The sequence below is a fragment of the Pseudoalteromonas sp. TAE56 genome, assembly GCF_000497955.1.
Lineage (GTDB): Bacteria > Pseudomonadota > Gammaproteobacteria > Enterobacterales > Alteromonadaceae > Pseudoalteromonas.
This window is the reverse complement of record NZ_AUTN01000046.1, coordinates 1-6,275: the sequence shown is the minus strand read 5'-3', so window position 1 is coordinate 6,275 and position 6,275 is coordinate 1. Positions and strand designations below refer to the sequence as shown.

The window sequence follows — 6,275 nt, the reverse complement described above, 5'->3', positions numbered from 1 at the left end:
GCTCGTCGTAATCATAATCTAGATCACTACCTAAGCGTGAAGGAACACCTAAATGAAACTCATATTCAAGTTGCCCTTGAGCAAAAAGATCTAAACCGGTCGTTACATCAAAATCAACAAAACGGACTACTCCTGCTATATCAGTGATCCTCAGAGTAATATTATTGCTTCCTTCAGTAAGGGGAATATCATCAAGAGAATATATACCTGCGGCTAAATTAAGCTTTTGTACTATCCGCTCGCCAACTAACACCTCTACAGAGGATGGACTCTCTAAGGTAAAGCTACGTGAAGCGCTGGGCCTGATAGGTCTGTCAGAAACTAGCGAAAAATCATGTGAAAGCGACAAACCGAGTACCCGTGCTGTTGATTGAAAATAACTACCTGAACTATAATTATCACCAATTGATATCCGAAGCCCACTGAGCGGTAGGTCATGTATTACACGAGTACCTAAGCGCCTAATATTTGATGAAGTAGGGGCTACTTCAGATAAATACTCAACTTCGTTTTCTAAAACCCACCCTTCCCAGCTCACTACCATTTCAGAGCGAATAGCTAAAAGCTCATCTGTTGTGTCCTCGCTTTTATCTTGCTGATAAAAATAACTTGAATAAGCATTAATAAACCCACTTAGTTTAGCGGGTTCCAATGCTGTTAAATTCCTTGAATCAGATTTTAAACTTAGCTGCTGAGGGCGAGTCAGAGTAAGAGGTACTGATATTGCTAAGCTAAAATCACTCATATCGAATGAAATATTATATCCAAATGACTCTAATGCTTTTGTATCAACAATATTCTTATGAACTTTAGACTCTAAAGAATCAAAATCTTCTGAAAATAAAAGTCGTTCGAATGAAACTTTAATTTCACTCCATTTAAGTGATAGATTATCATTTGGATCAACTGCGAGAGTTAATTTACCAATAGCATTTTTATTCAGTTCTGCTTCAACGCTGAGTTCGATGGTTCTTTTAGACGGGTTAATTTTTGAGTAACATAATTGAGTAAAGCTCAATAAAAATATGCATAATAAAACTCGCATAACTAGCGAGCCAGCACTAAACGTAAATGATTTAAACTTCCTCTCTGTAAAGATTGCGGAATAGGGACTTTTATGACACTGGTGCTATTAGGAGCAAAAAAAACATCGTATCCGTTTGCTTTTAATTGATCTTTTAAAATTCGATCGCTCAAGGTTTTATTTTTAGTAATCTTTATTTCATAATCACTTAATCGTCCAGCCCCTTTTCCTTCATTTAATACTTCAGTGACGATAAAGCCATCCTCAACATGAGGTTCTTTTATAATCAGTTTAGGAACTAATCTAGGTTGATCCAAATGAACAATTAAATTTACATTTAACAACATCGTAAGTTGTGACTGTTTATTTATAGACTGATTTGCAATGGGCTGCTCAATCAAACTAACTTGATAGCTTTTATCTGTACTAGGAAGTTTTTTATCTAACCATCTAAATTGCAACTGTTGGCTTTGCCCTGGTTGCAAAAATAGCGATGGAGGAAAAACCCACAATGGAGAGTCATCTAAAGAAATTAATTTAGGCGTGCCTTGAGAAAAGTTAATTTCGTAAATTTGAATATCAAAAGCAATGTCTCTTGGTAATTGATTATGGACCAAGCTAGAAGCGTTACTTGAACGACTATCAGGAGAGAAAGTAACCACCATAGGCGTTACCTCTACAGCAAAAACAGGTGCAATTACAATTATATATATAAAAAAGTAACTGCATATCCGCAGCATTAAAAATTGACCTCTAGATCACTGCTTGCTGCATTAAATTTTGTTGGAATTTTTATTGAGACCTCACGGCTAGATTTTGGTAATAAAATTTTTCCAGTCAATGCTTTACTCAATTCAGCACCTTCTAATAATAGCTCTTGATCATCGCCTTTAATAAGCCACTGTGCCTGCGATAAGCGAATATATTTATTGCCTGTATTTTCCAGAAGCACATTCCATGTTTCTGTATCTACTTGGCGTTTATTTTTAATTAATAATTTTGCCTCAGCACCTTTAGGCACCACATTAAACAAAGTCCTAAAGCTAACTGACATACCAACGCCTGATTGCCCCGCTTTCTCTAAATCAACAGATACCTGATCAATGGCTATACGGTACGCTTTCGAATTTTCTAATATTGGCTCCCCAATATATCGAACAATTACTGATTGACTCTTTCCGGACGGTATAATCGTAGTCATAGGAATAATTAAAAAGTCATCTTCGTTCGCTTTTAATGCTTCATCACCGTTAGGAGCAATTAGTAAATCAAAAGCTGATATTTCGATAGTTAAAGGGCTATCTGAAGGGTTTGATATGCGAATGGTTTGCTGTGACTGGCTACCTGATGATTCAAGCTCTGCGACCATTGGCTTTACTTGAAAAGCCTGTGATGAGTATGAAGTAAGTAAAAAAACAATTAAAAATAGATAGCGCATATAAAGTCCCTCTTAATAAATTAAAAGGCAGTAGCTACTGCCTTTTAATATACTGAATGATTAGTTAGCTGTAATTGCTAGCATCAGCGTATCTGCGTAAGTACCTGCATAAACAGGGGCTTGCGTCACAGTTAGTAAAATATTACCTGCGACTCCTCCGGCAGCAAGCGTTGGCGAACCAGGCTGACTTTGTGATTCAGACTGATCGTTTTGGCCATTTTCAGCTGAAAGCGTAAAATCAAATGTTCCTGCAGTTAACTTGGCTGTGTAGCCGACACCACGATCTTCATGGTCAGCATTTTGTAAATGTCCTTCAGATGTTGTTAATGACATTGTTGCACCATCAACATCATTACACTGCAAATCAAAACCTACATTTTTAGTTGCACCATTTGATAATGTTTGAAAGAATTGTGTAGTGTTAATGTTGCTCACCCCACAAACCGATGACACTGCACCACCTACATTTAGATTTTCAGCAAATGCTGCGCCAGATGTTAGAGTTGCGATTGCTGATAACACGATTAACTTTTTCATTTTAATATTCCTTATCCATGTGACATATTTGTTTATATTTAATAGTTAGTGTTTTACCAAACTCCACCAGATACAACCGATGGTGTCATTTCTATGCGAAGCACATCCTGGTAACTTCCGGCATAAATTAAAGGCTCATCTAGTTTTAGTTGTAATTTAGCTACGCTGTTAAATAAAATCTCATTAACGTCAAAATTGTACATAGATTTGAGCTCAAGTGCTGTTGCAGAAACGTCGCTTGAAACCCCCTCTATTGACCAATTTAGGTTATAAGAATTTATTTGAGTACTTTGCTGATGGCGCAGGCCACCGTTTTCAGATTGCATTGATACTCGCATAGGTGAATTACAATTAATCACTAGCTTTGTACTCGCGAGGCCATCTGAAGAAAAACGTAGGTTGTTATTTTGAGTAGTAAAGCCGCACACTGGTGAGATATGACCTACCAGAGTTAAACTTACTTCATCGTTACTGGATGCATTCATTGCAAAGCAGCATAATAAAAACCAAGTTAGCTTCTTCATCAGCGCCATTTCCTTTGAACAACCTCGCTAAGACAGGAGTAATCCTATGATAAAAACACCGTTTAGAAAGTTTCTATTTGCTTATGTCTAGCTTTACTTATTGATAATTTCGACTATACGACAATATAAAATATAAACATTTAAACTAAATAACTTATGCAAAACACTTATAATTAGATGTTAACAAATCTATATAGCAGTAAATGTAATAGTTACGGCCTGTAAGTTACATTCAGACGTTATAAACAAGAATTATCAGGCGTATATTTTATATTCAACCCCAGTACTAAACATTTTTAAACACAAAAATTCGCATCTGATTAATTAAAAAACAAAATAATATTGATTAAAAATTAAATAAACACCTCAAACCATTCTGTTTATTAGATAAATACTCGTTATGCACTTATACTAATAAAGAAATCAACATTTAAATAACAAATAGGAACAACATATGAAAAAGCTATCTGTAGCAGTGGCTGTATGTGCAGTTTTAGCATCTAGCTATGCTAGTGCTGAGGTAAGAATTAATGGTTTTGCATCAATTGTCGGTGGTAAAAGTCTGGATAGTGACAGTACTTTGTACGGCTATGATGACGATATCTCTTTTAAAAATGAGAGTAAATTCGCTTTACAATTATCTGCAGACCTACATGAAAAGCTAACAGCTACGGCTCAAATTATTGCGCGTGGAGAGGATGACTTTGACGCTACATTCGAATGGGCATACGTTACTTATGAATACAGCGATGAACTGCAATTTAGCGCTGGTAAAATGCGTGTTCCTTTTTACAAGTACTCTGATTTCTTGGATGTAGGTTATGCTTATCGCTGGGTACGTCCGCCAAAATCAGTATACGGTATCCCATTTTCAACTTATGAAGGAGTTAGTGTAGTTTACAGCTCTCAATTGGGTGATTGGGATTCTACGCTTCAAGGCTTTTATGGTGCATTCGATGGTGATATTGATGTATTTGGAACAGAATTACCTGCTGAATTAAATAATTTAGGCGGTGTAAACTGGAGTCTATCATACGACTGGTTCAGTGCGCGAGCTGCATACATTGTGGCCGACACTAGCATTTCATCAGAGGATAGCGGCCTAATTGGTCTCGTAAGTGTATTGTCTGATAGTGGCTTAACTAATACTGCGAATGACCTAATCACTGAAGAAGATAAAACGAGCTTCGTTGGCGTTGGTTTTTCTATTGATTATGAAAACTTTTTGTTTGATGCCGAATATACGCAATTTGAGGTTGAAGACAGTATACTACCAGAACAGTCACAGTATTACGCATCAGTTGGTTACCGTATTGACAGTGTAATTGTTCATTTTACTTATGAAGACAATGATGACAAACATGACTCATCACGTTTTAATACCATTGAGTCAATACCAACCTTAAATTCAGCTGTAAATGGTGCTCTTGAAGGTCTTCGTGCACAAAGTAACGTATACACAATTGGTGCACGTTATGATTTTCATCCTTCCGCTGCTTTCAAGATCGACTTTAGTCGTTTTGAAGATGACATAACTGATACAGAGACGGATGTTGTAGCTGTCGGTGTAGATCTTGTCTTTTAATTGGAGCCTATGATGAAAAAATTAATTTTAGTAAGTGCACTTTCATTGTGCTCAATTAATGTATTTGCAGAAGTTGCTGTGATTATTAATCCAAGCAATGCTAGCTCTGTAGATGCTGACACAATAAAAAAGATTTATCTGGGAAAAAGTAAGTCATTTAGTAATGGCGATAAAGTTAATCCTATAAATCAAGACGGTACATCTGTAGCCGATGAATTTAACGACAAAGTAGTGGGTAAGTCTAGCAGTCAGTTAAATGCATATTGGTCAAAGCTTGTATTTACAGGTAAAGGTACCCCACCTGAAAAACTAACAACTGACCAAGCTGTTATTGATTTTGTTGCCGCTAATAACGACGCTATTGGCTATGTTGATAGCGCTAAAGTGACCGATAAAGTTAAAGTAATTGCTACTTTTTAGCAGTAAAATTGATATAACCCCAGAGGTTAATGCAGATAGGTTGATAAGTATTTAACTAATCGATAAACCGGCCTTCTGGTTCGTTTATAAAGGCTTCTGAATTTATTCAGAAGCCTTTTCTTTTCCAACCCACTACAACACTTCATCTAGCCAATAGCTACGTACCCAATTCAGAAGACTTCTGTGAACTGAGTGTTGCGACGTGTGTAATTAATATTTTTAACTTAATTCAGACTATGTTTATTGAGAACTCAGGGAGTATCCCTAAATAAATAGAGTAATCGTAAGCTAAAGTAGAGCATCACATATTACTAATAAAGCGAGGGTGAGCATAAACTAGGTATGTCAAATATCCAAAAAAAAGCCAGTCAGCGGTTAACTAACTGGCATCAACCCTTGGGTAGATTTTTATACTGACTCAGTACTAAGCTTTACTCAATTCTAAACTTAGCTGTTGCATCTAATAGGTTGTCTGATAGGTAGTGAAGGTTTTTGGCTACGTCGCGAACAGCAAGTAATGAGTCCATAGTATCTTCGAACGATACATGCATATTTGACACATTATCTACTACCATAGCTGCAACGGATGTTTGTTCCTCTGTCGCTGCTGCTATTTGCGAATTCATACCATTAATTTCTAACATTTGCTCTGCGATTTTCTCTATTGAAATACCTGTTTTCTCTGCGGCTGTAGCATTATCTGTTGCCATATCTCGTGCTGAAGTCATAGCTGCTACAGATTCATTT

General features: G+C 36.5%; 7 protein-coding genes and 1 pseudogene. 2 read left to right on the top strand and 6 right to left on the bottom strand.

The window, feature by feature from the left end:
* From L656_RS0101655 to L656_RS0101635, 5 genes are all read right to left on the bottom strand, one after another.
* Nucleotides 1-1,045 (bottom strand): fimbria/pilus outer membrane usher protein (locus L656_RS0101655; protein WP_024597956.1); only part of this gene is annotated, 1,045 nt, incomplete at its 3' end.
* Between the two features lie 2 nt (nucleotides 1,046-1,047).
* Entirely contained in the window at nucleotides 1,048-1,689 is a 642-nt protein-coding gene (locus L656_RS0101650) for a hypothetical protein (RefSeq protein WP_241763409.1), read from the bottom strand.
* 74 nt (nucleotides 1,690-1,763) lie between these two features.
* Nucleotides 1,764-2,462 carry a fimbrial biogenesis chaperone gene (locus tag L656_RS0101645; protein WP_024597954.1) on the bottom strand — a complete coding sequence of 233 codons (699 nt, stop codon included), beginning with the start codon at nucleotides 2,460-2,462 and terminating at the stop codon, nucleotides 1,764-1,766.
* Between the two features lie 60 nt (nucleotides 2,463-2,522).
* On the bottom strand, nucleotides 2,523-2,999 hold the full coding sequence (locus L656_RS0101640; protein ID WP_024597953.1) for a hypothetical protein: 477 nt from the start codon (nucleotides 2,997-2,999) through the stop codon (nucleotides 2,523-2,525).
* Between the two features lie 53 nt (nucleotides 3,000-3,052).
* Entirely contained in the window at nucleotides 3,053-3,523 is a 471-nt protein-coding gene (locus L656_RS0101635; protein ID WP_024597952.1) for a hypothetical protein, read from the bottom strand.
* Nucleotides 3,524-3,977: 454 nt separating this feature from the next.
* Between L656_RS0101635 and L656_RS0101630 the strand changes: the two genes are divergently transcribed.
* Together L656_RS0101630 and L656_RS0101625 are read left to right on the top strand one after the other, a co-directional pair.
* Nucleotides 3,978-5,108: a porin gene (locus tag L656_RS0101630; protein ID WP_024597951.1), complete on the top strand. Its 1,131-nt coding sequence runs from the start codon at nucleotides 3,978-3,980 to the stop codon at nucleotides 5,106-5,108.
* Nucleotides 5,109-5,120: 12 nt separating this feature from the next.
* Nucleotides 5,121-5,528 (top strand): phosphate ABC transporter substrate-binding protein, encoded by a 408-nt coding sequence (locus L656_RS0101625; protein ID WP_024597950.1) that lies wholly within the window; start codon nucleotides 5,121-5,123, stop codon nucleotides 5,526-5,528.
* 431 nt (nucleotides 5,529-5,959) lie between these two features.
* On the opposite strand, the pseudogene L656_RS0101620 reads toward L656_RS0101625, so the two are convergent.
* Nucleotides 5,960-6,275 (bottom strand): annotated as a pseudogene (locus L656_RS0101620) (methyl-accepting chemotaxis protein); the annotation flags it as partial.